At 68.2% G+C, this 24,842-nt stretch carries 25 protein-coding genes; 16 read left to right on the forward strand and 9 right to left on the reverse strand.

Annotation, left to right across the window (positions count from 1 at the left end; genetic code table 11):
• Nucleotides 1-71: 71 nt before the first annotated feature.
• Nucleotides 72-1,028, reverse strand: a complete 957-nt coding sequence (locus CJ177_RS26740; protein WP_061040630.1) for a GlxA family transcriptional regulator — start codon at nucleotides 1,026-1,028, stop codon at nucleotides 72-74.
• Between the two features lie 206 nt (nucleotides 1,029-1,234).
• Here CJ177_RS26740 and CJ177_RS26745 point away from each other — a divergent pair, with 206 nt between their 5' ends.
• From CJ177_RS26745 to CJ177_RS26760, 4 genes are read left to right on the forward strand one after another with little or no spacing between them, the layout of a single operon-like run.
• Nucleotides 1,235-1,888, forward strand: coding sequence for a DJ-1/PfpI family protein (locus CJ177_RS26745; protein WP_005244421.1), 654 nt, complete (start codon nucleotides 1,235-1,237; stop codon nucleotides 1,886-1,888).
• 10 nt (nucleotides 1,889-1,898) lie between these two features.
• On the forward strand, nucleotides 1,899-2,207 hold the full coding sequence (locus CJ177_RS26750) for a hypothetical protein (RefSeq protein ID WP_061040631.1): 309 nt from the start codon (nucleotides 1,899-1,901) through the stop codon (nucleotides 2,205-2,207).
• A gap of 11 nt (nucleotides 2,208-2,218) precedes the next feature.
• On the forward strand, nucleotides 2,219-3,103 hold the full coding sequence (locus CJ177_RS26755) for a phosphoribosylaminoimidazolesuccinocarboxamide synthase (protein WP_005244419.1): 885 nt from the start codon (nucleotides 2,219-2,221) through the stop codon (nucleotides 3,101-3,103).
• Nucleotides 3,104-3,106: 3 nt separating this feature from the next.
• Nucleotides 3,107-5,236 carry a S9 family peptidase gene (locus CJ177_RS26760; RefSeq protein ID WP_095869017.1) on the forward strand — a complete coding sequence of 710 codons (2,130 nt, stop codon included), beginning with the start codon at nucleotides 3,107-3,109 and terminating at the stop codon, nucleotides 5,234-5,236.
• Nucleotides 5,237-5,339: 103 nt separating this feature from the next.
• Here CJ177_RS26760 and CJ177_RS26765 read toward each other — a convergent pair whose 3' ends face one another.
• The 4 genes from CJ177_RS26765 to CJ177_RS26780 form a co-directional block, all read right to left on the reverse strand.
• The gene (locus tag CJ177_RS26765; RefSeq protein ID WP_037230587.1) at nucleotides 5,340-5,519 is read right to left on the reverse strand and encodes a hypothetical protein; all 180 of its coding nucleotides are present in this window, start codon (nucleotides 5,517-5,519) and stop codon (nucleotides 5,340-5,342) included.
• A gap of 162 nt (nucleotides 5,520-5,681) precedes the next feature.
• Nucleotides 5,682-6,233 carry an LppP/LprE family lipoprotein gene (locus CJ177_RS26770; RefSeq protein WP_005244416.1) on the reverse strand — a complete coding sequence of 184 codons (552 nt, stop codon included), beginning with the start codon at nucleotides 6,231-6,233 and terminating at the stop codon, nucleotides 5,682-5,684.
• 83 nt (nucleotides 6,234-6,316) lie between these two features.
• Complete coding sequence (locus CJ177_RS26775) at nucleotides 6,317-7,006, reverse strand: response regulator (protein WP_005244415.1); 690 nt, start codon at nucleotides 7,004-7,006, stop codon at nucleotides 6,317-6,319.
• Nucleotides 7,003-8,568, reverse strand: a complete 1,566-nt coding sequence (locus tag CJ177_RS26780; protein ID WP_025431862.1) for a sensor histidine kinase — start codon at nucleotides 8,566-8,568, stop codon at nucleotides 7,003-7,005. Before CJ177_RS26780 ends, CJ177_RS26775 begins: the two co-directional genes overlap by 4 nt.
• 160 nt (nucleotides 8,569-8,728) lie before the next feature.
• On the opposite strand from CJ177_RS26780, the gene CJ177_RS26785 reads away from it, so the two are divergent.
• The 3 genes from CJ177_RS26785 (at nucleotide 8,729) to CJ177_RS26795 (ending at nucleotide 11,496) form a co-directional block, all read left to right on the forward strand.
• Nucleotides 8,729-10,114 (forward strand): cation:dicarboxylate symporter family transporter, encoded by a 1,386-nt coding sequence (locus CJ177_RS26785; protein WP_061701192.1) that lies wholly within the window; start codon nucleotides 8,729-8,731, stop codon nucleotides 10,112-10,114.
• 82 nt (nucleotides 10,115-10,196) lie between these two features.
• Nucleotides 10,197-10,691: a glutathione peroxidase gene (locus tag CJ177_RS26790; RefSeq protein WP_025431863.1), complete on the forward strand. Its 495-nt coding sequence runs from the start codon at nucleotides 10,197-10,199 to the stop codon at nucleotides 10,689-10,691.
• Between the two features lie 100 nt (nucleotides 10,692-10,791).
• A complete protein-coding gene (locus CJ177_RS26795) occupies nucleotides 10,792-11,496 on the forward strand; it encodes a DUF2334 domain-containing protein (protein ID WP_025431864.1) in 705 nt (234 codons plus the stop codon).
• Nucleotides 11,497-11,546: 50 nt separating this feature from the next.
• On the opposite strand, the gene CJ177_RS26800 is transcribed toward CJ177_RS26795, so the two are convergent.
• Nucleotides 11,547-12,194 (reverse strand): MBL fold metallo-hydrolase, encoded by a 648-nt coding sequence (locus CJ177_RS26800; protein WP_061040664.1) that lies wholly within the window; start codon nucleotides 12,192-12,194, stop codon nucleotides 11,547-11,549.
• 131 nt (nucleotides 12,195-12,325) lie between these two features.
• Between CJ177_RS26800 and purS the strand changes: the two genes are divergently transcribed.
• Both purS and purQ read left to right on the forward strand, forming a co-directional pair.
• Nucleotides 12,326-12,565, forward strand: a complete 240-nt coding sequence (purS, locus tag CJ177_RS26805) for a phosphoribosylformylglycinamidine synthase subunit PurS (protein WP_005244409.1) — start codon at nucleotides 12,326-12,328, stop codon at nucleotides 12,563-12,565.
• Nucleotides 12,562-13,239: a phosphoribosylformylglycinamidine synthase subunit PurQ gene (gene purQ, locus CJ177_RS26810; RefSeq protein WP_009477892.1), complete on the forward strand. Its 678-nt coding sequence runs from the start codon at nucleotides 12,562-12,564 to the stop codon at nucleotides 13,237-13,239. The genes purS and purQ overlap by 4 nt, the downstream gene beginning before the upstream one ends.
• A gap of 44 nt (nucleotides 13,240-13,283) precedes the next feature.
• Here purQ and CJ177_RS26815 read toward each other — a convergent pair whose 3' ends face one another.
• Nucleotides 13,284-13,373 carry a WhiB family transcriptional regulator gene (locus CJ177_RS26815; protein ID WP_257014688.1) on the reverse strand — a complete coding sequence of 30 codons (90 nt, stop codon included), beginning with the start codon at nucleotides 13,371-13,373 and terminating at the stop codon, nucleotides 13,284-13,286.
• A 73-nt stretch (nucleotides 13,374-13,446) separates the two neighbouring features.
• On the reverse strand, nucleotides 13,447-14,094 hold the full coding sequence (locus tag CJ177_RS26820; RefSeq protein WP_005244403.1) for a HemK2/MTQ2 family protein methyltransferase: 648 nt from the start codon (nucleotides 14,092-14,094) through the stop codon (nucleotides 13,447-13,449).
• 196 nt (nucleotides 14,095-14,290) lie between these two features.
• On the opposite strand from CJ177_RS26820, the gene malQ reads away from it, so the two are divergent.
• On the forward strand, nucleotides 14,291-16,396 hold the full coding sequence (gene malQ, locus CJ177_RS26825) for a 4-alpha-glucanotransferase (protein ID WP_095869018.1): 2,106 nt from the start codon (nucleotides 14,291-14,293) through the stop codon (nucleotides 16,394-16,396).
• A 9-nt stretch (nucleotides 16,397-16,405) separates the two neighbouring features.
• Here malQ and CJ177_RS26830 read toward each other — a convergent pair whose 3' ends face one another.
• Nucleotides 16,406-16,996 carry a TetR/AcrR family transcriptional regulator gene (locus tag CJ177_RS26830; protein ID WP_025431865.1) on the reverse strand — a complete coding sequence of 197 codons (591 nt, stop codon included), beginning with the start codon at nucleotides 16,994-16,996 and terminating at the stop codon, nucleotides 16,406-16,408.
• Nucleotides 16,997-17,089: 93 nt separating this feature from the next.
• On the opposite strand from CJ177_RS26830, the gene CJ177_RS26835 reads away from it, so the two are divergent.
• The 6 genes from CJ177_RS26835 (at nucleotide 17,090) to CJ177_RS26860 (ending at nucleotide 24,841) form a co-directional block, all read left to right on the forward strand.
• Nucleotides 17,090-18,295 carry a macrolide family glycosyltransferase gene (locus tag CJ177_RS26835; protein ID WP_061040666.1) on the forward strand — a complete coding sequence of 402 codons (1,206 nt, stop codon included), beginning with the start codon at nucleotides 17,090-17,092 and terminating at the stop codon, nucleotides 18,293-18,295.
• Nucleotides 18,296-18,335: 40 nt separating this feature from the next.
• Nucleotides 18,336-18,689, forward strand: coding sequence for a VOC family protein (locus CJ177_RS26840; protein ID WP_005244396.1), 354 nt, complete (start codon nucleotides 18,336-18,338; stop codon nucleotides 18,687-18,689).
• Nucleotides 18,690-18,714: 25 nt separating this feature from the next.
• Nucleotides 18,715-19,998, forward strand: coding sequence for a M18 family aminopeptidase (locus CJ177_RS26845; protein ID WP_005244393.1), 1,284 nt, complete (start codon nucleotides 18,715-18,717; stop codon nucleotides 19,996-19,998).
• 143 nt (nucleotides 19,999-20,141) lie between these two features.
• A complete protein-coding gene (purL, locus tag CJ177_RS26850) occupies nucleotides 20,142-22,427 on the forward strand; it encodes a phosphoribosylformylglycinamidine synthase subunit PurL (RefSeq protein WP_095869019.1) in 2,286 nt (761 codons plus the stop codon).
• Nucleotides 22,428-22,430: 3 nt separating this feature from the next.
• Nucleotides 22,431-24,200 carry an alpha/beta-hydrolase family protein gene (locus CJ177_RS26855; protein WP_095869020.1) on the forward strand — a complete coding sequence of 590 codons (1,770 nt, stop codon included), beginning with the start codon at nucleotides 22,431-22,433 and terminating at the stop codon, nucleotides 24,198-24,200.
• Entirely contained in the window at nucleotides 24,197-24,841 is a 645-nt protein-coding gene (locus CJ177_RS26860; RefSeq protein WP_005244387.1) for a CPBP family intramembrane glutamic endopeptidase, read from the forward strand. The genes CJ177_RS26855 and CJ177_RS26860 overlap by 4 nt, the downstream gene beginning before the upstream one ends.
• Nucleotide 24,842 lies beyond the last annotated feature (1 nt).

The raw sequence follows: 24,842 nt of genomic DNA on the forward strand, positions 1-24,842 counted from the left end.
TCACAAGAGTTCCTGACCAACGGTAACGACAACGGGAGACGAAGTGTTCCGCGGCTGTGCCCGGGACGCCGCTACGCGGTCGCCGAGGATCCGCGGAACGCCGCGCGGTAGGAGTGGGGGCTGGTCCCGACGACGCGCTTGAACCGGTCGCGGAACGCGGTCGGCGACCCGAACCCCACCTGCGCGGCGATGCGGTCGACGGAGTGAGCGGTGGTCTCCAGGAGGTACTGCGCCTGATGAATCCGGACGCGGTGGAGCCACTGCAACGGTGTGGTGCCGGTCTGCTCGCGGAATCTCCGATTGAGGGTGCGGGTGCTCATCCCGGCTCGCCGGGCGAGGTCGTCGAGTGTCAGGTCTGCGCGGCTGTTCTCCTGCATCCACAGCAGCAGCGGCTCGAGGCTCGTCAGTTCCGCGGACGGCGGACGTTCGTGAACGATGAACTGCGCCTGTCCGCCTTCGCGTTCCAGCGGCATGACCGACAACCGGGCAGCGTCGGCGGCCACCGCCGACCCGTGATCCGAGCGGATCATGTGCAGACACAGGTCGAGGCCTGCCGCGGCGCCGGCCGAGGTCAGGAACTGGCCGTTGTCGACGTAGAGCACGGCCGGGTCCACGTCGACCAGCGGGTGACGCGAGGCGAGGAGTTCGGCGGCCGCCCAATGCGTCGTCGCCCGCCTGCCGTCGAGCAGTCCGGTGGCGGCCAAGGTGAACGCTCCCACGCAGATCGACGCGATCCGGGTGCCACTGCCGGCCGCCCGGCGCAGTGTCTCGAGTACTTCGGGTGCAAGCGGAGCGGTGGGGTCGGCCAGCCCCGGCAGGATGATCGTGTCGGCCGCGTCCAGAGCGCTCAGATCCCAGGGCGCGCGGAGTGTGAATGCGCCGGCATCCACGTCACCGTCCGGGGCGCACACCTTCACCCGGTAGGCCGCGCGTCCGTCCGGCAACCTGGTACGACCGAAGACCTCGACCGGCGTGGCGAGATCGAACGCGATGACACCGTCGAGTGCCAGGACTGCCACGGTGTGCATGGCTACAACATACGCAGACGATTGATTTCCGCCAAGCGTTCATAACCCCGGTGAATGTCGATGCGCTGTGCAAAAATCTGCGGAAATAGCGTGGCGACAATCCGTTGGATTGTGGCGAAAATGCCAGTTCTCAGGCCTCGATCGGCTGGCTGACGTCACTAGCGCCTCGTGTACTCGGCACAAGGCAGACAGTGAAAGGCCCACGGATGCATGTCCAGATCGCGCTGTTCGACGGCTTCGACCCGCTCGACGTCATCGCCCCGTTCGAGGTACTGCACGCGGGTGGCCTCTACGCCGACGGCGCGCTGACCGTCGAATTGGCCTCCGCCGAGGGCGTGCGCGAGGTCCCCAGCGGAACAGTGCCGCTGAGTCTGCGGGCCGCCGCGAGGCTCGACGCCGGCCGGGCCGATGTGATCGTCGTGCCGGGTGCGTCGGGGCGTGTGGAAGAGCGCACCGAGGGCGACGACACCATCCCGAAAATTCTCGGACGGACCCTCGAGACGCGGCTCCCCGACGTGCTGCGGGAGGCCTGCGCCGACCCCGAACTGATCGTCGCCACCGTGTGCGGTGGGTCGCTCGTCCTCGCGATGGCCGGACTCGTCGAAGGCCGCCACGCCGTCACCCATCACCTGGGAATGGATCTGCTCGACGCCACCGGGGTGGTCGCCGTGGACGCCCGCGTCGTCGACGACGGAGACCTCGTCACCGCGGCCGGCGTCACCTCCGGTCTGGATCTCGGACTGTATCTGCTCGAACGGGAGCTGGGACCGCGCATCGCGCACGCGGTCGAGACGTTGTTCGCCTACGAGCGCCGCGGCACCGTCTGGCGTGCCCGTGGGCTCGAACCCACCATCATCTGAGGAGCGGACCATGTCTGTCGACGGCACCTGGAACGTCGTGATCGCCACGCCCGTCGGGAAGCAACGCGTCGAACTGACCTTCGTCACGCAGGACGGGGAACTCCGCGGCACCGCTCGCGGAGCCTCCGAGGAAGTCCCGCTCACCGACCCGGCGCTCGACGGGAACCGGCTCACCTGGTCTCAGTCCATCACCAAGCCGCTGCGCCTCCACTTGCAGTTCGATGTCCTCGTCGAGGGCGACGAGATGACGGGGAAGTCGACGGCGGGACGTCTCCCCAGCTCGAAGGTCAGCGGCCGCCGGTCGGTGCCCGACCGATAGGCTGGGTCACCGTGCGCCCCTCACTCGATTCATACGCCCATCTGGCCGGTGGCAAGGTCCGCGACCTCTACACGATCGACGACGAGCACCTTCTGTTGGTCGCGAGCGACCGGATCTCCGCCTACGACCACGTCCTCAGCACCCCGATCCAGGACAAGGGACGGGTGCTCACCGCGATGAGCGTCTTCTTCTTCGGCGTCCTCGGTGGCAACAACCATCTGGCCGGTGAACCCGACGACAGCCGGATCCCCGAAGAGGTTCTCGGCCGCGCGCTGGTGGTCCGGAAGCTGGACATGGTCCCCGTCGAGTGCGTAGCCCGCGGCTACCTCACGGGGTCGGGGCTGATCGACTACAACGAGACCGGCGCGGTGTGCGGCGTCGCACTGCCCGAGGGGCTGGTGGAGGCGAGCCAGCTTCCCGACCCGATCTTCACGCCCGCCAGCAAGGCCGAGCTCGGCGAGCACGACGAGAACATCAGTTTCGAGGCCGTGGTCGAGAAGGTGGGCCAGGACCTGGCCGTGAAGCTGCGCGACGACACCCTCGACATCTACGGCCGGGCGTCCAACTTCGCCGCGGACCGGGGCATCATCCTCGCCGACACCAAGCTCGAGTTCGGACTGGACCCGCAGGGCAACCTGGTTCTCGCCGACGAGGTCCTCACCCCCGACTCGTCCCGGTACTGGCCGGCCGACGGGTACGAGGCAGGGAAGGTGCAGCCGAGCTTCGACAAGCAGTTCGTCCGCAACTGGCTCACCGGCCCCGAATCCGGCTGGGACCGAGCGTCCGACACTCCGCCGCCGCCGCTGCCCGCGGAGATCGTGGAGGCGACCCGCGAGCGGTACATCGAAGCGTACGAGCGGATCTCGGGTCTGTCGTTCGCGGACTGGGTGGGCTGAGACATGACCTCCGAAGGCACGAAACTCACCCCGCCCGTCGCGAAGAAGGTCCCCACCGAACGCGTCCACCACGGTCACACGTTCGTCGACGAGTACGAGTGGCTGCGCGACAAGGAAGACGCCGAAGTCGTCGCGTACCTCGAGGCCGAGAACGCGTACACCGAGCAGCAGACCGCCCATCTCGCGCCGCTGCGGGACCAGATCTTCCAGGAGATCAAGTCCCGCACGCAGGAGACCGACATGTCGGTTCCCACCCGCATGGGCGACTGGTGGTACTACGCCCGCACCATCGAGGGCAAGCAGTACGGCGTCCAGTGCCGGGCACCGATCGCCGGCCCCGACGACTGGACCCCGCCGGAACTGACTCCGGGTGTCGAACTCCCCGGTGAGCAGGTGCTGCTCGACGGCAACGCCGAGGCCGAGGGTCACGACTTCTTCTCCATCGGCGCCTTCTCGCTCAGCCACGACGGCACGCTCCTCGCGTACTCGGTCGACGTGGTCGGCGACGAGCGGTACACGCTGCGTTTCAAGAACCTCGTGACCGGCGACCTGCTGCCCGACGAAATCCCCGACACCGCGCCCGGCGCCACCTGGGCGATCGACCACAGTCACGTCTTCTACCTGACCGTCGACGAGTCCTGGCGTCCCGACACCGTGTGGCGGCACAAGCTCGGCACCGACCGCGCGCAGGACGTCACCGTGTTCCACGAGCCGGACGAGCGGTTCTGGGTGTCGGTCGGGTCCACGCGGAGCGAGAAGTACCTCATGATCTGGGTGGGGTCGAAGATCACCAGCGAAGGCTGGGTGCTCGAATCGGAGAACCCCGAGGGCGAGTTCCGAGTGGTGCTGCCGCGACGCGAGGGTGTCGAGTACGGCGTCGAGCACGCGGTCGTCGCGGGAGAAGACCGCTTCCTGATCATGCACAACGACGTCGTCGACGGTGAGAAGGCCGAGAACTTCGTGCTCGCCGACGCGCCGGTGTCCGACCCGACGTCGCAGACCATCCTCATTCCGCACCGCTCCGACGTGCGGTTGGAGGAGGTCGACGCGTTCGCCGACCACCTCGTGCTCGGCTACCGCCGCGAAGCGTTGACCCGGCTGGCCATCTGGCCGCTCGGTGAGGACGGCTACGGCGAGTTCACGGAGATCGAATTCGACGAGGAACTCTTCAGCGTCGGGCTCGGGGCCAACCCGGAATGGCGGCAGCCGACACTGCGGATGGCGTTCACGTCGTTCATCACGCCCGGCCAGGTCTACGACTACGTGCTGTCGACGGGTGAACTCGCCCTGCGCAAGTCGCAACCCGTGCTCGGCGAATTCGATGCCGGCAACTACGAGCAGCAACGCGACTGGGCCGTCGCCGACGACGGGACGCGCATCCCGCTCTCGATCGTCCGGCGCAAGACGAACGGCGTCGACGACCCCGCCCCCACCCTCCTCTACGGGTACGGATCGTACGAGGCCAGCATGGATCCCGCGTTCTCCGTCGCGCGGCTGTCCCTGCTCGACCGCGGAGTGGTGTTCGTAGTCGCGCACGTGCGCGGCGGCGGCGAGATGGGCCGGCACTGGTACGAGACCGGCAAGACGCTCACGAAGAAGAACACCTTCACCGACTTCGTCTCGAGCGCACAGCATTTGATCGACACCGGACGCACCACTGCGCAGCAGATGATCGCCGACGGCGGCAGCGCAGGCGGCCTGCTGATGGGTGCGGTGGCCAACCTGGCACCCGAACTGTTCGCCGGCATCCTCGCCAACGTTCCCTTCGTGGACCCTCTGACGTCGATCCTCGACCCCTCACTGCCGCTGACCGTCATCGAATGGGACGAGTGGGGAAACCCGCTCGAGAACCCCGAGGTCTACGAATACATGCGCTCGTACAGTCCGTACGAGAACGTCGAGGCCAAGGACTACCCGGCGATCCTCGCGATCACCAGCATCAACGACACCAGGGTCCTCTACGTCGAACCGGCCAAGTGGGTCGCGAAACTGCGCGCCACCAAGACCGGCGACACACCCCTGCTCCTCAAGACCGAGATGAGCGCCGGACACGGCGGCGTCAGCGGACGCTACGAGAAGTGGAAGGAAGTAGCGTTCGAATTCGCGTGGGTGCTCGACATGATCGGCGATTAGGTACTGCGGCACCCGCGCCGAGGATCCGATGTCTCGGCGTGTGAAAAGCATCGGCGGGCGAGGCGGAAGTCGGCTTGTCAGGGGACTTTCCGCCTCGCAGGGCTCAGATGCAGAAACTGATGCTGGCCGACCCCAATGGCAGGTTGAGGCAGACCGAGATCGAACCGACTGCCGGGGTCGGTGCGGGAGCGAGCGGTGCGGCGACAGCTGCGGGGGCGGCCAGGGCGCCGAGTGACAAGGTCATTGCAATCGCGGCGAGTGTGGTGGCAATTCTGCTAGACATGTGAAGGTCCTTGACTGAGTTACTACGAGCCGGAGGTGACTCCTCTACAATCGTCCACCGATGTGATGCAGGTCACAACCTCTAGGTGAGGTTTTCTCGACCGTCTCCGGTGGCCCCTTCCGTGTCATGTCAATAGCGTTGCGCCGCAGTGGTAGTCGGATGTCATTCGTACGAGTCGAGCATCTCCTGCGGTAACGGCTGCTCCATGACCACCCGGGATCCGTCCCAGGAGTAGGTGACGACCGCAGGTCCGCCCGACGGGCAGCAGTTGGCGTCCTGCTCGCCGAGCCACCTGTACTCCACCGAGACGGAGTCGTCGGTGGATCCGACCACGTCGGTGTAGGCATACGATTCGGCTGTCGCGGTGCCCAGATACGTGCCGTCGTGGAAGAACAGCACCTGGGTCGGCGAACTCACCGTTCCCATGGGCGTCTCCGCCGTGGCCCACAGCAGTGCGGGGCAGTCCTCGCCGGCGGCATCGGACGCGGTTCCGGGTACCCACGGATCGCCACCCGGCGCGTTGCCGAGCGTCGCGAACGCGTCGCTGACCATCGCGGAATCGAGGTCGAGACACGGCCCGCTGCGTACGTCTGCGCCAGAAGCGGCCTGTGGGATCGGGGAGGCGACGGATTCTGCCGCGTTGTCGCTTCCAGCGCACCCGGTGAGCACGGTCGCGGCCGCGACGGTCAGAACTGCTGCCACGTGAGTCTTCATGTGTTCTCCCTGCATCGTCCCCCGACAGGAATTACTTCGCCTCACTCACTGTCTCGCGCGGCGTGGCCGGTTCGTTACGGGGGTCAGCGCAGCGCGTACCGAATCTGCGGGCGCCCCGCCCGGCCGTACTCGGTGTGCCGGGTGAGCACCCCGTCGTCGGCGAGGCGTTCGAGATACCGCCAGGCCGTGACCCGGGAGACCCCGATGCTGGCCGCCACCTCGGCCGCCGTCAGCGGTCCGGCGGCGTCACGGACGCACGCCGATACATGATCGAGTGTCTGGGGTGCAACGCCTTTCGGGGACGCCGCGCGCTCGTCGGAGGTGCGCAGCGCGGACATCGCCCGATCGATGTCGTGCTGACTCAGCGCGTTGCTTCCGGCGGGCAGGGCGTCGCGGAATTCCCGGTACCGCTCGAGTTTGTCGCGGAACGCCGCGAACGTGAACGGCTTCAGCAGATACAACGCGATTCCGCGCGCCACGGCGGTGCGGACCATCTCGAGGTCGCGGGCCGAGGTCACCGCGATCACGTCGGGACTCGGTCGCACGCCGCTCAGTGCCGCCGCCACGTCGAGTCCGCTGGCATCCGGCAGACCGATGTCGAGGAGGACGAGGTCGATGGGGTCGTCGCTGCCGTTCGCGGCGGCGACCGCGCGCATGGCGCCGTTGCCGTCGTGAACGACGGTGTGGACCGAAAAACCCGGAATGCGTTCCACATACGCCCGATGCGCCTCGGCGATGAGTGGTTCGTCCTCGACGATCATCACGCGGATCACGAGGCGGCCCCCTCGATCGGGATCTCGACGACGATCATCGATCCGAGCGACGGCTCCGTGTGGATCGTCCCGCCGTGCCGCGCCACTACCTGGGCCACCAACGCCAGCCCGAGCCCGCGCTGACCCGACTTGGTGGAGTAGCCGCGCGTGACCGCCTTGTCGAGTTCGTCGGCGGGAATGCCGGGGCCGCTGTCGGCCACCCGCACCACCATCATCGAATCCTCCTGACGGACGGTCACTTCCACCCACGCATCCTCTCCGGGAGATTCCGTCGCACCGCGGGCGGCGTCGATCGCGTTGTCCACGAGATTACCCACCAGCGTGACGAGTTCACGCGCACTGAGCGGCGCGACGGGTCCGAGGGCGGTGTCTTCGGTGACGGTCAGGTCGACTCCCCGTTCGGCGGCCACACCCACCTTGCCGAGCAGCAGTGCGGCCAGGGCTGGTTCGTGCACCGCCGTCATCAGGCGGTCGATCAATTCCTGCGACAACCGTAGATCCTCGGTGGCGAACGCGATCGCGTCGTCGTAGCGGCCCAGTTCGACCATCGTGATGATCGTGTGCAGACGGTTCGCCGATTCGTGGGCCTGCGACCGCAGCGATTCCGCGAATCCGCGCACGGAGTCGAGTTCACCCATGATGCTTTGCAATTCGGTGCGATCGCGCAGTGTCAGCACCGTCCCGAGACGCTGTCCCTCCCACGTCACGGGCTCCCGGCTGACGAGCAGCACGCGGTCGGGGGTCACGTGCACCTCGTCCCGGGAATCGTCGTCGTGCGACTGCCGAAACGACTCCGGCAGCGCGGCCACCGGGACGGGGCCCTCCGGGAGATCGAGGAGGCGGCGCGCTTCGTCGTTCACCACTTCGGCCTTCGCGGTGTCACCGCTGTCGCGGCCGAGCACCACCAGGCCCTCGCCGATCGAGTGCAGGACGGCGTCGTGATGCTCGTACATCTGCCGCAGCTCGTCCGGCGCCATCCCCAGCGTCTGACGGCGCAGGCGCCGGCTCAGCAGGAACGATCCGGCTGCCGACACCGCCAGACCGATCGCGGCGACCGCGAAGATGGTCGGCAGGCTCGCGGCGAACTGGTCGCCGATCTTCTCGCGCGTGACGCCGACGGACACGAGACCCGCGATCCGGTCGCCGTCGTACACCGGGGCCACGGCGCGGATCGACGGTCCGAGTGAACCGGCATACGTCTCCGTGAACGTTTCCCCGCGGAGGGCGCGCTCGATGTTCCCGGAGAACACACCACCGATCAGCTCCGGGTTGGTGTGGGTGAAGCGGATGCCTGCGGGCGTCATCACGACGATGAAATCGGTGCCGGTCGCGGCGCGGATCTGCTCGGTCTGGGGCTGGAGAACCGCCGTCGGGTCGGGCGACCGCAATGCCTCGACGGTGCCGTCCGACATCGCGAGCGTGGTGGCGACGGCCGTGACGGCACGTCGGGTGGTCTCGTCGCTGTCGCGACGCTGGTCGACGATGGCCAGCGCGGTCCCGGCCCCGATGACCAGCACCAACACGACGAGCTGCAGGAGGAAGAGCTGCCTCGCGACGCTCATGGGCCGTCTCGGCGGATGGTGCGGCAATGCATTTCTCCTGAACGTAATGAACACAAACTTCTCCAGCCAAGCGATCGCTTAGAAGATTCTTCCAAGACGTGATCGCGGTCACTAACCGGCCTCACCGATCAGCTTGCCACTCGAATTGGAGGACAATCCCATGAGTACTGCGACAGGGAAGACCAAGAAGCGCGACCGGACACACTGGTTGTACATGGGGGTCATCGTCGCCGTCGTCGCGGGCGTCCTCGTCGGATGGCTGGCTCCGGGAGTCGGCAAGTCGCTCGGCGTGCTCGGCACGATGTTCGTCGACCTCATCAAGATGATGATCAGCCCGGTCATCTTCTGCACGATCGTCCTCGGCATCGGATCGGTGAAGGCCGCCGCCAAGGTCGGCAAGGTCGGCGGACTCGCCCTCACCTACTTCATCGGCATGTCGACGGTCGCGCTCGGCATCGGCCTGCTGGTGGGCAACCTGCTCAACCCGGGCTCCGGCCTGAACATCAGCGCCGACACCGCGGGCACCGGAGCGGCGCTCGCCGAGAAGGCCCACGGCGCCGGCGGCACCATGGACTTCCTCCAGTCGATCATCCCCACATCGCTGATGTCGGCGCTGACCGAGGGAAGCGTGCTGCAGACCCTGTTCGTCGCGCTGCTCGTCGGCTTCGGACTGCAGGCACTGGGCAAGCAGGGTGAGCCGATCCTGCGCGCTGTCGGCTCCGTGCAGAAGCTCGTCTTCAAGATCCTGTCGATGATCCTGTGGCTCGCACCGATCGGTGCCTTCGGTGCCATCGCGAACGTTGTCGGCCAGACCGGTCTCGGTGCCGTCGTCCAGCTCGCCACGCTCATGCTCGGCTTCTACCTGACCTGCCTGATCTTCGTGTTCGGTGTCCTCGGATCCGTGCTCCGCGTCGTCGCAGGCGTCTCCATCTTCAAGCTGGTCCGGTACCTGGCCCGTGAGTACCTGCTGATCTTCGCCACGTCCTCGTCCGAGTCCGCACTGCCCCGTCTGATCGCGAAGATGGAACACGTCGGCGTCGAGCGCACCACCGTCGGTGTCGTCGTCCCCACCGGCTACTCGTTCAACCTCGACGGCACGGCGATCTACCTGACCATGGCGTCGATCTTCATCGCCGACGCAATGGGCCAGCCGCTGTCCTTCCCCGAGCAGCTGTCGCTGCTGGTGTTCATGATCATCGCGTCCAAGGGTGCTGCCGGAGTCAGCGGCGCCGGGCTCGCCACCCTCGCAGGCGGCCTGCAGAGCCACCGTCCCGAACTGCTCGACGGCGTCGGCCTCATCGTCGGTATCGACCGGTTCATGTCCGAGGCCCGCGCGGTCACGAACTTCTCCGGCAATGCTGTCGCCACCCTCCTCGTCGGTTCCTGGACCAACACGATCGACAACGAGCGCGTCCGCACCGTCCTCGACGGCAAGCTCCCGTTCGACGAGTCGACGATGGTCGACGACGGCCACGGTGAGGTCGTCGAAGAGCAGGTCACCGAGACCCCTGCCGCCGACGAGCCGCGGGTGCTCGTGAAGAGCTGATACCCACTCCGAAGTAAACCTCTGTGCGCCCGGGCGATTCGAAGCCTGGGCGCACAGAGGTTTGTTGGCTACGTTGGTGCGCATGACGACACCTGTTCAGAACATCGGCATCAACACACTCGGCGGCACGCCGACCTCACTCGGCGAATACGACGGCCGCGCCGTCCTCGTGGTGAACGTCGCCTCGAAGTGTGGACTGACCCCGCAGTACAAGGGCCTCGAGAAGCTCGCCACCGACTACGCCGACCGCGGACTGACCGTGATCGGCGTCCCGTGCAACCAGTTCATGGGTCAAGAGCCCGGCACCGCCGAAGAGATCGAGACCTTCTGCTCCACCACCTACGGCGTCACGTTCCCGCTGCTGGAGAAGATCGAGGTGAACGGTGAGAACCGGCACCCCCTCTACGAAGAACTGACCAAGGCTGCCGACGCCGAGGGCGCCGCGGGCGACATCCAGTGGAACTTCGAGAAGTTCCTCGTCGCACCCGACGGCACCGTCGTGAACCGGTTCCGTCCCCGCACCGAACCCGACGCCCCCGAGGTCGTCGAGGCCATCGAGGCAGCCCTGCCCAAGTAGTAGGCGGCTTCGCCGCTCGTGCGCCTTTTCGGTAGCTCCCACTACCGGAAAGGCGCACGAGCTTTGCTCGCTGTTCACGTTCACCTGGCACGCTGGGGCCATGACCGGACAGCTGATCGTGTCGGTGTCAGGAATCAAGGACGAGACGCGCGACTTCGCGGCCGCGTTCGCCGAGGAGATGGATGTGCGCGGCGTGCCGCTGTCGCTGCTCGTCGCCCCGCGCCTGAAAGACAAGTATCGACTGGTCAACGACCCCGCGACGCAGGATTGGGTCCGCGCGCGCCGATCCCGCGGCGACGCCGTCGTCCTGCACGGATACGACCAGGCCGCGACCAAGCGTCGCCGGGCCGAGTTCGCCTCGCTTCCCGAGCACGAGGCGCGGTTGCGGTTGCTCGCGGCGGACCGGGTGATGGAACAGACCGGATTGCGCACCAGATTGTTCGCTCCTCCCCGCTGGCTGGCGTCGCAGGGTGCCGTCGCGGCTCTGCCGTCCGCCGGCTTCCGGCTGCTGGCCGTGATGACCGCCGTCCACGACCTCGAACGCGAGACGTCGGTGCGGTCGCGCGTGCTGGGGATCGGTGAGGGATTCCGCGCCGAACCGTGGTGGTGCCGGGCCCTGGTCCTCGGCTCCGGACGGACCGCCAGGCGTGGGGGCGTGGTGCGCCTCGCCGTCACCGCGAAGCAGTTGGGCACGTCGGGACCTCGGCAGGCGATGCTCGACGCCGTCGACCTCGCGCTCTACCACCACGCGCGGCCGCAGGTGTACCGCTGGGAGCCGCGGATCCCGCAGATCGGTGCCGCCTGACCCGTGAGTACTTATTAACCGCCCGCGGTTAACAAGTACTCACGGGGCCGTCAGGCCACCTCGACGCTCGACTCGCTCGGCATCGTGCGGAACTCGGTGCCCTCGGGAGCCATGTCCGAGTAGCGGCCGTAGAAGATGCCGGTGGCCTCGTTCGCGAGGATCGCCTGGTGGATGGGCACCGCGACCCGCGGCGCGACGGCGCGCAGGTAGTCGATTGCCTCGGAGATCTTCAGCCACGGCGCCGCGGCGGGCAGCGCCAGCACGTCGACCTTCTGCTCCGGGACGAACAGCGAATCCCCCGGGTGCATCAGCCGGGCGGGGTTGCCGGCATCGCCGAGCAGGAACGCCGTGTTGTCGATCACCGGGATGTCGGGGTGGATCACCGCGTGCCTGCCGCCGGTGCCGGTGACGTGCACGTCGCCGATGTCGAATTCGTCGCCGGCGTGCACCCCCGTCCACGCGCCGCCGAGCTGGGCCGCGGTCTGCGGGTCCGAGTACAGGGCCGCGCCGGGGTTCGCCTCGACGAGGGCAGGCAGTCGTTGCTGGTCGACGTGGTCGGGGTGCTGGTGGGTCACCAGGATCGCGTCCAGTCCGGTGATGCCCTCGAATCCGTGGGAGAAGTTGCCCGGATCGAAGAGGATGGTGGAACCGTTCAACTCGACGAGGACGCAGCTGTGGCCGAAGTGAGTCAGTCGCATGAATTCGAGTATGCGCCTGCATGCATGGCTCGTCCCGTTCGTCCGATGCGAACCGCAGGCAGGTAGCCCGGTAAACTTCCGGGTGCCCGGTGTTCCACTCTGGGCTCGCGCACTACTACAAGGAGCAGCACGTGGCCCGTGTCGTCGTCGAAGTCATGCCCAAGGCCGAGATTCTCGACCCCCAGGGGCAGGCCATTGTCGGAGCGCTGCCGCGGCTCGGCTTCGCTGGAGTTTCCGATGTCCGTCAGGGCAAGCGGTTCGAGCTCGAGGTCGACGGCAGTGTCGACGACGCTCAGCTCGAGAAGATCGCCGAGGCCCTGCTGGCCAACACGGTGATCGAGGACTGGACCGTGAGGCGCGTCGAAGCATGAGCGCCCGCGTCGGAGTCATCACTTTCCCCGGCACCCTCGACGACGTCGACGCCGCCCGCGCGGTGACCCTCGCCGGCGGCGAGGCCGTGAGCCTGTGGCATGGCGACGCCGACCTCAAGGGTGTCGACGCCGTCATCGTCCCCGGTGGCTTCTCCTACGGCGACTACCTGCGGTGCGGCGCCATCGCACGGTTCGCGCCCGTGATGGGCAAGGTCGTGCAGGCCGCCCAGGGTGGCATGCCCGTCCTCGGGATCTGCAACGGCTTCCAGGTTCTGTGCGAAGCGGGCCTCCTGCCCGGCGCGCTCACCCGGAACGAGGGCCTGCACTTCATCTGCCGTGACGAGTGGCTGAAGGTCGAGGCCACGTCGACGGCGTGGACGTCCCGCTACGAGTCGGGTGCCGAGATCCTCGTCCCGCTCAAGTCCGGCGAGGGCCGCTACCAGGCGTCGGAGAACGTCCTCGACGAACTCGAGGGTGAGGGCCGCGTCGTGTTCCGCTACGTCGGCGACAACCCGAACGGTTCGCAGCGCGGCATCGCAGGCATCTCCTCGGCCAACGGCCGCGTCGTGGGCCTCATGCCGCACCCCGAGCACGCCACCGAGGCCCTCACCGGCCCCAGCGACGACGGACTCGGCATGTTCTACTCCGTCCTCGACAGCGTCATCTCCGCCTGAGCCGACCGGCACCGTGTGTGGCCGAGGGCCTGCACGGTGCCGGGTCAGACGGCGACGATTCCCTCGCCGTGCTGCGCGATGCCGCGGCGCTCGGACGCGGTGAGCCCGTCCCAGATTCCGAACGGTTCGGTCACGCTCAGGGCGTGGCTCTGCCAGTCCCAGGCCTCGGTGTGGGCACTGAAAAATGTTGTGGCACATATTCGGTGTCTACTTGACGGCGCGGATCACCACGATCTCTTCGCGGGTCTGGCCGACCTCGATGAGCCCTCTCCGCTCGAGCATGCCCCTGCGTTCGACGAGGACCGGTCCGAAGGGGATCTCGGCGGTCGCGGCGACGTCGACCCGCATGTTCTGTTCCTCGAGCATCGTCAGAGTTTTCTCGACCCCGCTCAGGCTGGACTGCGCCAGCAGCAGAACACCACCGGCGACGAGAACGTCGGGGGCCTGGCAGCAGATCCGATCGAGCAGTGCGCGACCGTTCTTCCCCGCGTCCCAGGCCCGCGCCGGACCGCGGTCGGGCACGGCATCGACCAGTGCCGGAACGTACGGCGGGTTGGACACGACGACGTCGAACCGTTCCTCGCGAACCTGCTCGACGAGATCTCCGTGAATCACCCGGATCCGGTGCCCTCCGACAAGGGCATTGAGTCTGATGCTGATCGCTGCTCGCCTCGACACGTCCACCGCAGTCACCCGGCCTGCACCCGCAGCGGCGGCGCGCACGCTCAGCGCGCCGGTCCCCGCGCAGAGGTCGAGCACCCGGGAGTGGGGTCCGAGTGGCTCCGCCGCCAAGACGTCGGCCAGCAACTGCGTATCGTGTTGCGGGCGATAGACTCCGGGAAGACGTAGCAGCATCGAAGACTCCTCTGTCGCCGGTCGCATCGTGGTGCGTCCACGGCATTCCCTCGCGGGCTCACCGTGGACGTCGTGCGTCTGATTACTCCACAGTTACCCCGCCGGGCGCAGGGCCAATCACGCCGCGACGCACCGACCGCCGTGGCACGGGTCGGAAGCCGCGCAGATTCCGAGGTGAACTGGCACGATCGACGGGATGACGTACACCGAGCAGTTGCGTGACCTCGCCGCCCGGCACGGGGTTGCGACGTCGTACCGGGGTTGGGATCAGCAGCGCCACGACGTGCGCGACGACACGCTCCGCAGCGTCCTCTCGGCCCTGGACGTTCCCGCCGGAACGGAGGACGAGGTGCGGCGCGCCCTGTCCGAATGCGACGCGGCACCGTGGCGACGGATGCTGCCGCCCGTCGTCGTCGGCAGGGACGGGTTCGAGACCCGTTTCGTGGTCCACGTTCCACACGGCGAGGCGGTGGACGTCACGATCGACACGGAATCGGGCGGGACGGTTCCGGCGCACCAGCTCCAGGTGTGGGTCGATCCGCGGGAGGTCGACGGCGCCCTGGTCGGCCGCGCGACGTTCGTCGTCCCCTCCGACGTCCCGTGCGGGTGGCACACGGTGCGGGCGTCCACCTCGCTCGCGTCCTCGTCGTGCACACTCGTCGTGACACCGGCGCGTTTGTCGACGTCCGACGCACTGAGCGACCGCCGGCGCTGGGGTGTGCTCACGCAGTTGTACTCGATCCGCTCACGTCGTTCCTGGGGTGTCGGGGACTTCGGCGACCTCGCGGATCTCGCATCGATCTTCGGTTCCGTCCACGGCGCCGACTACGTTCTGGTCAACCCACTGCATGCCGCGCAGCCCCGCCCACCGATCGAGGCGTCGCCGTACCTGCCGACCACCCGCCGCTACGTCAACCCGATGTACATCCGTGTCGAGAACATCCCGGAGACGGCGTACCTCTCGACGCGACGCCATGCGCGGATGCGCGACGCCGCAGCGCGATTCGAGCGGACGAACGACCGGTCCGACCGGATCGACCGCAACCCGTCGTACCGGGCCAAACTCCGGGTGCTCGAACGGGTCTTCCGGATCGAGCGCAGCCCGAGCAGGCAGCACGCGTTCGAGGAGTTCTGCCGCGACGAGGGGGACGGGCTGCAGGACTTCGCGACCTGGTGCGCGCTCACCGAGAAACTGCCACCCGGCGACCCGCGATGGACGACGAAGGCCGGTGCGCCCGACAGCGACTGGGTGCAGGCGCAGCGGCGTAAGCTCGCGCCGCGAATCGAGTTCTACTCGTGGCTGCAATGGGTATGCGACGAGCAGCTTTCCGGCGCACAGGATGCGGCGCGCTCGGCAGGCATGGACATCGGGATCGTGCACGATCTCGCGGTCGGGGTCCAGCGCGGGGGTGCGGACGCGTGGTCGCTGGGAACGGCCCTGGCAGAGGGCATTACCGTCGGCGCTCCTCCCGACGACTTCAATCAGCAGGGTCAGCAATGGAATCAGCCGCCGTGGCGTCCTGATCGGCTGGCCGAACTGGGGTATGCCCCGTACCGCGACATGCTGCGCACCGTGCTGAAGCACGCAGGTGGGCTGCGGGTCGATCACATCCTGGGGCTGTTCCGGCTGTGGTGGATCCCCGCCGACGCGGAGTCGCCTGCGGACGGAACGTATGTCTCCTACGACCACGAGGCTCTCGTCGGGATCCTCGCGCTCGAGGCCGAGCGGGCAGGCGCCGTGGTGATCGGCGAGGACCTCGGGGTTTTCGAGCCCGCGGTCCAGGACTACCTTGCCGAGCGCGGGATCCTGGGGACGTCGATCCTGTGGTTCGAGCACGACGGCGAGCGGCCGACACCGCCGGAGCAGTACCGGACCCTGTGCCTGACATCCGTTACCACGCACGATCTTCCGCCGACCGCCGGATACCTGGCCGGCGAACACATCGAATTGCGCTCGCGGCTCGGGCTCCTCGAACGCGACCTCGAACTCGAGAAGGAACACGACGCCCGGCAGCGCGAGGCCGTGCTGCAATTGGCGCGCGACCGCGGGCTGCTGGCCGACGACGCGTCGATACCCGACACCGTGAAGGCGTTGTACCGGCTGATCAACCGGAGCCCGTCGTTGCTGTCGGGTGTCGCTCTCGCCGACCTGGTGGGGGAGTACCGCGTCCAGAATCAGCCGGGCACCGACGAGACCCAGTATTCGAACTGGAAGATTCCCCTCGCCGACGCGTCGGGGCGTGCCGTCCACGTCGAAGACCTGGCGGACGGCGATTTCGGATTCGTCGACGACGCCCGCTGATCCCGGCCGTCAGGGTGCGAGGGCGCGCATCGCCAGGTCGACGACGGCGTCCGCGTGGTCGTGGGTGAGGGGATGCGCCCCGCTCTGCCAGCGGTAGAACATCGGCGCCATGAACAGCTCGAACGCGAGGGCGAGGTCGACGTCGGGCCGCACCTGCCCCGCATCCTGCGCGGAGCGGAACCGCGCCGCGACGAACTCGAACTGCGGCCGGTAGATCCGCTCGACGATCTGTTCCTGCAGTGCGGGATCCTGCAGCGATTCGATGGACAGCGCCCGGAACAGCGGTTCGAAATCGGGTGAGGTGAACTCGTCGACCGTGGCCCGCAGGACCAGCCGCATGTCGGCGGCGAGGTCGCCGGTGTCCGGCAGGGCCATGGTCTGGTGGGCGCCGGCCGCGTTCTGTTCGTGCAGGGCGTCCACGACGAGCGCGCCCTTGGATCGCCACCACCGGTAGATGGTCTGCTTCCCGACCTTGGCGCGTGCGGCGATGCCTTCGACGCTGATCTTCGCGTAGGGCTGTTCGCGGATCAGTTCCTGCGTGGCCTGCAGTATCGCGGCGCGGGACCGTTCGGAACGGCGGGGATTGTCGGCGGACGGCATGAACGGATCGTAGACCAGACGAGACGTATCGTCTTGACTCGACTTTCCCCACGTGTCACTCTTGACCGAGACGGACCGTTCCGTATTGGAAGGATGAAGATGACCCGCTCACACATCGCCATGGTCAGCATTCCGGCGCCCGGGCACGTCAACCCGAGCCTGGAGATCCTCCGCGAACTCGTCACGCGCGGGCACCGCGTGACGTACGCCAACGACGCCGCCGTGAAGGACGTCGTCGAGAGCGCCGGAGCGGAATTCAAGGAATACGCCTCGACGTTGCCGCGCGTGAACACCGCGGGTGCGACGGAGGAGTCCGAGAAGTCCTGGGAGGGCGACACCATCGATCAGCTCACTCTGTTCCAGGCCGAATACGAGTCGATGCTGCCCCAACTGCGGGCGCTGTACGAGGACGACCGCCCCGACCTGTTCCTCTACGACATCGCGGGAGGCCCCGCCCGCGTCCTCGCCGAGGAATGGGGCGTCCCGATCGTGCAATTGTCGCCGACGTACGTGGCGTGGGAGGGCTACGAAGACGACATGAAGTCGTTCGTGGACACGATGCGGGCGGACCCGCGCGGCGCAGCGCTGTACGAGCGGCAAGGGAAGCTGCTGCGGGACAACGGTGTCGAGACGGACCCTGACGAATTCTACGGGCGCCCGGCCCGGGCGGTCGTGCTGATCGCGAAATCTATGCAGCCCAACGCCGACCGCGTCGACGAGGACGTCTACACGTTCGTCGGACCGGCCCTGCCCACCCGGCGGCCCGCCGACGGCCGGTGGCAGCGTCCGGCAGACGCGGGAAGGGTGCTGCTCATCTCGCTCGGCACCGCGTTCACCGACCACGCCGACTTCTACCGGCGCTGCATCGAGGCGTTCGGCGACCTCGACGGCTGGCACGTCGTTCTGCAGATCGGCCGGCACGTCGACGTCGCCGAACTCGGAACCGTGCCCGGCAACGTCGAGGTCCACCGGTGGGTGCCCCAGTTCGACATCCTCGGGCAGGCCGACGCGTTCCTCACCCACGCCGGCATGGGCGGGTCCAGTGAGGGAATGTTCACCGGAACGCCGATGATCGCCGCGCCGCAGGCCACCGACCAGTTCGAGAACGCCGACGCGCTCGTCGCCGCGGGAGTCGCGGTGCGAGTGGACAGTTCGGAGGTGTCGGCGGCCGAGTTGCGGGACGCGCTCGCGCACGTCGGCGCCGAGCCGGTCCGGCGCCGCAGCGCGGAGCTCGCCGCCGAGTTGCGTTCTGCGGGTGGAGTGGACGCCGCCGTCCGGGTGATCGAGGAGTTCCTGTGAAGCCGCGAGACGTGTCGGTGGTCACGTCTACTCTGCGGGCATGGCACTCACACTCGGCATGATCACGTTCGACACCACGGACCCGGGGCCGCTCGCGAAGTGGTGGGCGAAGCAGACGGCGGGCACGATCGAGCAGGAGAACGACGGCTGGTTCTACGTCGTCGCCCTCCCGGATTCCGCGCAGAAGCTGGCGTTCCAGAAGGTCGGCGACCCCACTCCGGGGAAGAACCGCATCCACCTCGACCTGGCGTCCGACGACCTCGACGGCGAGGTGGGCAGGCTGAGTGCCGAGGGCGCCACGGAGGTCGCGCAGCACGAGATGGGCGATTTCCGGTGGGTCACGCTCGCCGATCCCGACGGCAACCAGTTCTGCGTCTCGGGTCCCCACACGTGACAGCGGGTCCTGCATGATTGACCCCATGCCTTCCACTACGTGGGCCGACGCCCAGGGACTCTGCACCTTCGTCGATGCATCACCGTCGCCGTTCCATGTGTGCGCGACGGTATCGATGTTGTTGACCGGCAACGGTTTCACCGAGTTGCACGAAACCGACTCGTGGCCCGGCGAGCCCGGCCGGTACTTCCTGGTGCGCGGCGGATCCCTCATCGCGTGGAGTACCGAAGGGCTGGGCCGGACGGCGCCGTTCCGCATCGTCGGCGGGCACACCGACAGCCCGAACCTGCGCGTCAAACAGCACCCCGACCTGTCGTCGGCAGGGTGGCAGCTGGTGGGTCTCGAACCGTACGGGGGTGCGTGGCTCAACTCGTGGCTCGACCGCGACCTGGGCATCTCCGGGCGGCTGAGTGTGCGGGCCGGCAACACGGTCGAGGAGAAACTTGTCCGCGTCGACGAACCGATCCTGCGCGTCCCGCAGCTGGCGATCCACCTGTCCGAGGACCGCAAGGGCGTCCACCTCGATCCGCAGCGCCACCTCAACGGGGTGTGGGGGGTGGGGTCCGAACGCCGCTCGTTCATCGACTTCGTAGCCGACCGGGCGGAGGTGCCCGCCGACGCGGTGCTCGGGTGGGAACTGATGACCCACGATCTCGCGCCCAGCGCCCTCGTCGGGACCGAACAGGACCTCGTCAGTGCGCCGCGACTCGACAACCAGGGCACCTGCTACGCGGGCACCCAGGCGTTGCTGGCGGCGGCCGAGAACCCCGGTGACCGGGTGCCGGTGCTCGCGCTGTTCGACCACGAGGAGGTGGGGAGCATGTCCGATCGGGGCGCGTTCTCCGATCTGCTGAGCACCGTGCTCGAGCGCATCGTCCTCGGCCGTGGCGGTGGTCGCGAAGAATTCCTGCAGACGATGGCCGGATCGATCTGCGCGTCCGGGGACATGGCGCACGCCACGCACCCCAACTACCCGGAGCGGCACGAGCCCGCACACCACATCGCCGTCAACGGGGGACCGGTGCTCAAGGTCAATCAGAACCTGCGCTACGCCACCGACGCGGCCGGAGCCGGCGCGTTCGCCCTCGCCTGCGACCAGGCCGGCGTGCCGCTGCAGCGGTACGTGCACCGCGCCGATCTGCCGTGCGGTTCGACCATCGGCCCGATCACCGCGTCCAGGACCGGGCTGAGCACCGTCGACGTGGGCGCCGCGCAGCTCGGGATGCACTCGTCGCGGGAGCTGATGGGCGCCCGTGACGTGCGGGCCTATTCCGACGCACTTGCGGCCTTCCTCACACCGACGGCGTGAGGAAGCGGGACGAGGAGCGCCAGGTCGGTACCGGAGCGAGCCGCCGGATAGACTGACGTACGGCTCGTCGCCACCCGGCTTGCGCCGACCGTGACTCCCGGCTTGCCTCTCTTGACTCCCGTAGGGAAGGGACCCCACCTCCAGTGTCAGCACACCCGGTCGACACCGTCACCGCCGCCACCGCGACCCCCGACGTCGCACAGCCCTTCAAGGAACTGGGGCTGAAGGACGACGAGTACGCCCGCATCAAGGAGATCCTGGGCCGCCGCCCCACCGAGGCCGAGCTCGCGATGTACTCGGTGATGTGGAGCGAGCACTGCTCCTACAAGTCGTCCAAGGTGCACCTGAAGTACTTCGGTGAGACCACGACCGACGAGATGCGTTCCTCGATGCTCGCGGGCATCGGCGAGAACGCCGGCGTCGTCGACATCGGCGACGGCTGGGCCGTCACGTTCAAGGTCGAAAGCCACAACCATCCCTCCTACGTGGAGCCCTACCAGGGTGCGGCCACCGGCGTCGGCGGCATCGTCCGCGACATCATGGCCATGGGCGCACGGCCCATCGCGGTCATGGACCAGCTGCGCTTCGGTGCGGCGGACGCCCCCGACACCCGACGCGTCGTCGACGGTGTGGTGCGCGGTGTCGGCGGCTACGGCAACTCGCTCGGCCTCCCCAACGTCGGCGGCGAGACCGTGTTCGACGCGTCGTACGCCGGTAACCCCCTGGTCAACGCCCTGTGCGCCGGCGCGATGCGCGTCGAGGACCTGCACCTCGCGTTCGCATCCGGTGCCGGCAACAAGATCATCCTGTTCGGTGCGCGCACCGGCCTCGACGGCATCGGCGGCGTCTCCGTGCTGGCGTCGGAGACCTTCGACGGCGACGAAAGTGGAACCGGACGTAAGAAGCTGCCCGCCGTGCAGGTGGGCGATCCGTTCACCGAGAAGGTGCTCATCGAGTGCTGTCTCGAGCTGTACGCCGCGAAGCTCGTGGTCGGTATCCAGGACCTCGGCGGCGCCGGCCTGTCCTGCGCCACGTCCGAGCTCGCTGCGGCCGGCGACGGCGGCATGCACATCAACCTCGAGCAGGTCCCGATGCGGGCCACCGGCATGACCGCGGCCGAGGTGCTGTCCAGCGAGTCCCAGGAACGCATGTGCGCCGTCGTCACCCCCGACAACGTCGACGCGTTCATGGAGGTCTGCAAGAAGTGGGACGTCCTCGCCACCGTCATCGGTGAGGTCACCGACGGCGAGCGGCTCACCATCTCCTGGCACGGCGAGACCGTCGTCGACGTGCCGCCGCGCACCGTCGCCCACGAGGGCCCCGTGTACGAGCGCCCCGTGCAGCGTCCCGCGAGCCAGGACGCCCTCGTCGCCAACACCACCGCCGGTCTGACGCGTCCCGAGTCGGCCGACGAACTGAAGGCGACCCTGCTGAAGATGCTCGCGTCCCCGGCGCTGTGCAGCCGCAAGTGGATCACCGAGCAGTACGACCGCTACGTGCGCGGCAACACCGTCCTGGCCGAGAACGCCGATTCAGGCGTGATCCGCGTCGACGAGACGACGGGCCGCGGCATCGCGCTCGCCACCGACGCGTCCGGCCGCTACACCGCGCTCGACCCGTACGCCGGCGCGCAGCTCGCGCTCGCCGAGGCCTTCCGCAACGTCGCCGTCACCGGCGCGACCCCCAAGGCCGTCAGCAACTGCCTGAACTTCGGGTCCCCCGAGGATCCCGGCGTCATGTGGCAGTTCCAGCAGGCCGTCCGCGGCCTTGCGGACGGCTGCGCGAAGCTCGGCATCCCCGTCACCGGCGGCAACGTCAGCTTCTACAACCAGACCGGCTCGACCCCGATCCTGCCCACCCCGGTGGTGGCCGTGCTCGGCGTCATCGACGACGTGCACCGTCGCATCCCCACCGGCCTCGGACTGGAACCGGGCGAAACGCTGATCCTGCTCGGCGACACCCGCGACGAGTTCGACGGGTCCATCTGGTCGCAGGTCGAGCACGGCCACCTCGGCGGCGTGCCGCCGAAGGTCGACCTCGAACGGGAGCAGTTGCTCGCCGACATCCTCCTCGCGGCGTCCCGCGACGGACTGGTGTCCGCGGCGCACGACCTGTCCGAAGGTGGTCTCGCGCAGACCGTCGTCGAGGCCGCGCTGGCCGGCGAGACGGGCTGCCGAATCCTGCTTCCCGACGACGCCGATCCGTTCGTCACCCTGTTCTCCGAGTCGTCGGGCCGCGTGCTCGTCGCGGTCCCGCGCACCGAGGAAACTCGCTTTACCGGTATGTGCACGGCCCGTAATCTCCCGTGGGTGCGCATCGGTGTGGTGGACGAGGGGTCCGATTCCGTCGAGGTCCAGGGCCAGTTCTCGGTCTCGCTGGCCGAGCTGCGCACGACGTTCGAGGGAACTCTGCCGGCATTGTTCGGGTGATGAATGGTCGAATCGGGGGCATTGGAGAGGGTTGACAGGGGGCCGCGGGAACTCTCGCGGCTGGTTGATCCTGCACTCCTCCACGGTCCCCGACTCGACCGGACCTGGCGTTTCCTTCGGCTCGACTTCACCGGCATCGCGTTCGCGACGCTGTTCTTCTGCTGGTCGCTGACACCGTCGCTGCTGCCCCGCGACTGGCTGTTCCAGGGGCTGATCGGCGGCATCAACGCCGCGATCGGTTACACGGTGGGAACGGCGATCGGCTGGCTGGTGCGGCGCTACTTCCTGCGGCACCGGTCGTGGTGGCCGTTGCCGGAACCGTGGTCCACCGGCCTGCGCGTCGTCGTGACGGTGACGTGCGTGGTCGTGAGCCTCGTGATGCTCGCATACTCCGCGGCATGGCAGCGTGAGCTCGCCGCGCTGATGGGGGCGGAGGGCACCACCACCACCGGCTACATCCGTACGGGCGGTCTGAGCCTGCTCGTGGGCGCCGCGATCATCTCGGTGTGGCGGCTGCTGCGCGAACTCGTGCGGTGGATCGCGGCACGACTCATCCGGCGGTGGCACCTCGCGATCCCGACGGCCACCACCGCCGGCATCCTCATCGTGACGGTGCTGTTCTTCCTGCTCGTCGACGGTGTTCTGATGCGCGGCATCTACGCCGCCACGAATGCGGCGTTCAGCCTGCAGAATTCGACCACCCGCGACGGCGTCGAGCAACCACTCGACCCGGAGAAGTCGGGCAGCCCCGAGTCGCTGGCGCCCTGGGACACCCTCGGGTACGAGGGCCGCAACTTCGTGTCCCGAGGCCTCGACGCCGACGAGCTCACGGCGGCCAACGGCATCCCGGCCAAGGACCCCATCCGGGTCTACGCCGGACTCGAGACCGCCGAGGACCCGGACGCGCGCATGGACGTCGTCATCGACGAACTCGAGCGGACCGGCGCGTTCCAGCGCAAGGTCCTCGTCGTCATCCCCACCACGGGCACCGGTTGGGTCAATCCGACTGCGGCGCAAGCGATCGAGTTGGTCCACAACGGTGACACGGCGTTGGTGGCCAGCCAGTACTCGTTCCTGCCGAGTTGGATCTCGTTCCTCGCCGACCGTGAGAAGGCCGCGGAGGCGGGGAAGAAGCTGATCGACCGCGTGCACGCGCGGTGGTTGCAGGAACCCGAGGCGACGCGCCCCAAGCTGCTCGTCTACGGCGAAAGTCTCGGCACCCAGGCGGGGGAGGGCGCCTTCGACACGCTGAGCGACATCCGGCAGACCGTCGACGGCGTGTTGTGGGTCGGACCGCCCAACTCGAACCGCCTGTGGGGACAGCTGATCCAGCGCCGCGACCCCGGCACTCCCGAGGTCGACCCCGAGTACTCGGCGGGTCTGGTGGTGCGGTTCGCCGACGACTCCGCCGACATGGTCGACGACACCAGTGAGTGGCTGTCGCCGCGCATCCTGTACGTCCAGCACCCGTCGGATCCCGTCGTGTGGTGGTCGCCGGACCTCGCGTTCACCCGGCCCGACTGGTTGAAGGAACCACCGGGCGAGGATCGTTCGCCGTCGATGAAATGGTTTCCGTTCGTGACGTTCTGGCAGGTGTCCGCCGACCTCACCAACGCCGCCGGCGTGCCGGACGGGCACGGCCACAATTACGGGACTCTCGTCCTCGACGGCTGGATCACGGTGGCCCAGCCCGAGGGATGGACCCCCGTCGACACCGAACGCGTGCGGTCCACTCTCGAATCCCTCGCCGGGACAGAGGGTCCGGAGAAGTGAGCAGGCGCGCGTCCGTTGCCGGTGCGGCGGCGGCCGTGCTGTGGAACAACGTGGTGCTGCCCGGTGCGGGGCTCGGCCCCTACGGGCGGGCCGTCGCGGGAGGCGCGCTCGGACTGTCGGTCGTGGGAGCAGCGCGCGCCGCGGGGTACGGCATCGACGAGCTCGGCCTGTCCGCGTCGAAGGCCCGGTCCGGGTTGCGATACGGCGCCGTGGCGTCGGTGGTTCCGCTCGCCGGATATGCGCTCGGGTTGAGCGTGCCCGCACTGCGCAGGCGTGTGCCGGCGGGCGACGGCGTCACCGGTTTCGCCGGCTGGGTGGGGTTCCGGATCCCGGTGGGGACCGTGGCGCACGAGGAACTGCTGTTCCGCAGCGTCCTGTCCGCGATGCTGCGACGGGCCTGGCCGCCTGCGACGGCCCACGTCCTGCACGCCGCCACGTTCGGGCTGTGGCACGTGCGCGCGGCCCGGATCGCCGGTGACGGCGTCGCCGCGAGCGTGCTGCTCACCGGCACCTCCGCGTGGCTGTTCGAGTGGTTGCGTCGACGCAGCGGCAGCGTCGTAGCCCCTGCACTGCTGCACCTTTCGATCAATGTCGGCGGGGCGGTGGCCGCCGAGGTCGCGCGGGCCCGCACAGTAGATTGAG

The sequence above is a fragment of the Rhodococcus sp. ACPA1 genome, assembly GCF_002300195.1.
GTDB classification, from domain to species: Bacteria; Actinomycetota; Actinomycetes; order Mycobacteriales; family Mycobacteriaceae; genus Rhodococcus_F; species Rhodococcus_F opacus.